Source organism: Pseudoalteromonas sp. G5_S1_14_S5 (assembly GCF_054968605.1).
The window spans coordinates 1-600 of sequence record NZ_JBQKUM010000212.1 but is presented as its reverse complement, the minus strand read 5'-3'; the positions used below and the strand labels follow the sequence as shown (position 1 = coordinate 600).

1 protein-coding gene is annotated in these 600 nt (G+C 40.3%); it reads right to left on the bottom strand.

The features are described 5' to 3' along the window. Nucleotides 1-558: hypothetical protein (locus tag ACTRWI_RS22590; protein WP_499133928.1), on the bottom strand; the 558-nt coding region annotated here is incomplete at its 3' end. Nucleotides 559-600 lie beyond the last annotated feature (42 nt).

Sequence of the window (600 nt, the reverse complement as noted above, 5' to 3'; positions counted from 1 at the left end):
AATGGCAAAACGGCTATCGCTACTATCATCAGGGGGGGGAGTATCGGAGTTATCATCACGGTCTGGGTTATCAGTCGAATCAGGCGGTGTATGGTGTGCTAATATCTGCTGGGCTTGTTGATACTGTTCTGTCCCTGCCGGGGTTGATTTCAGCGTTGTATAAGCCTCTATTTTTTGTCTATCAGTAAAATCATTGTCTATGTTGTTTAATTCATTAAAAACAAATGCATTTAATTCTTCAATGAGTTCATCAGAAACGTCAATATCGGTATCGTTATAATCATTTAATGTTGGAGCTCTCGCGCCTACTTCCTGCTTCGCATATTTTTCAAAAACTTGCAGTGGCTGTAACGTCGTATCCCGATCGGTTAATCGCTCTTGTGTATCATTAAGACCATCGTTATCGTCATCTTCATCACGATTATTAAAAAAGCCATCATTATCCACATCGACCACGTAATATTGAGTTAACATTTGTGGCGGCTGTTGAGGACTAAAATCATCATCAATATTGATACTTTGCGCTTCAACCTGTAAGTATTCACCAAGATCACTCAATATTTTCTCTCCCCCATTCACAATGGGTTGGGTCATGAGTGC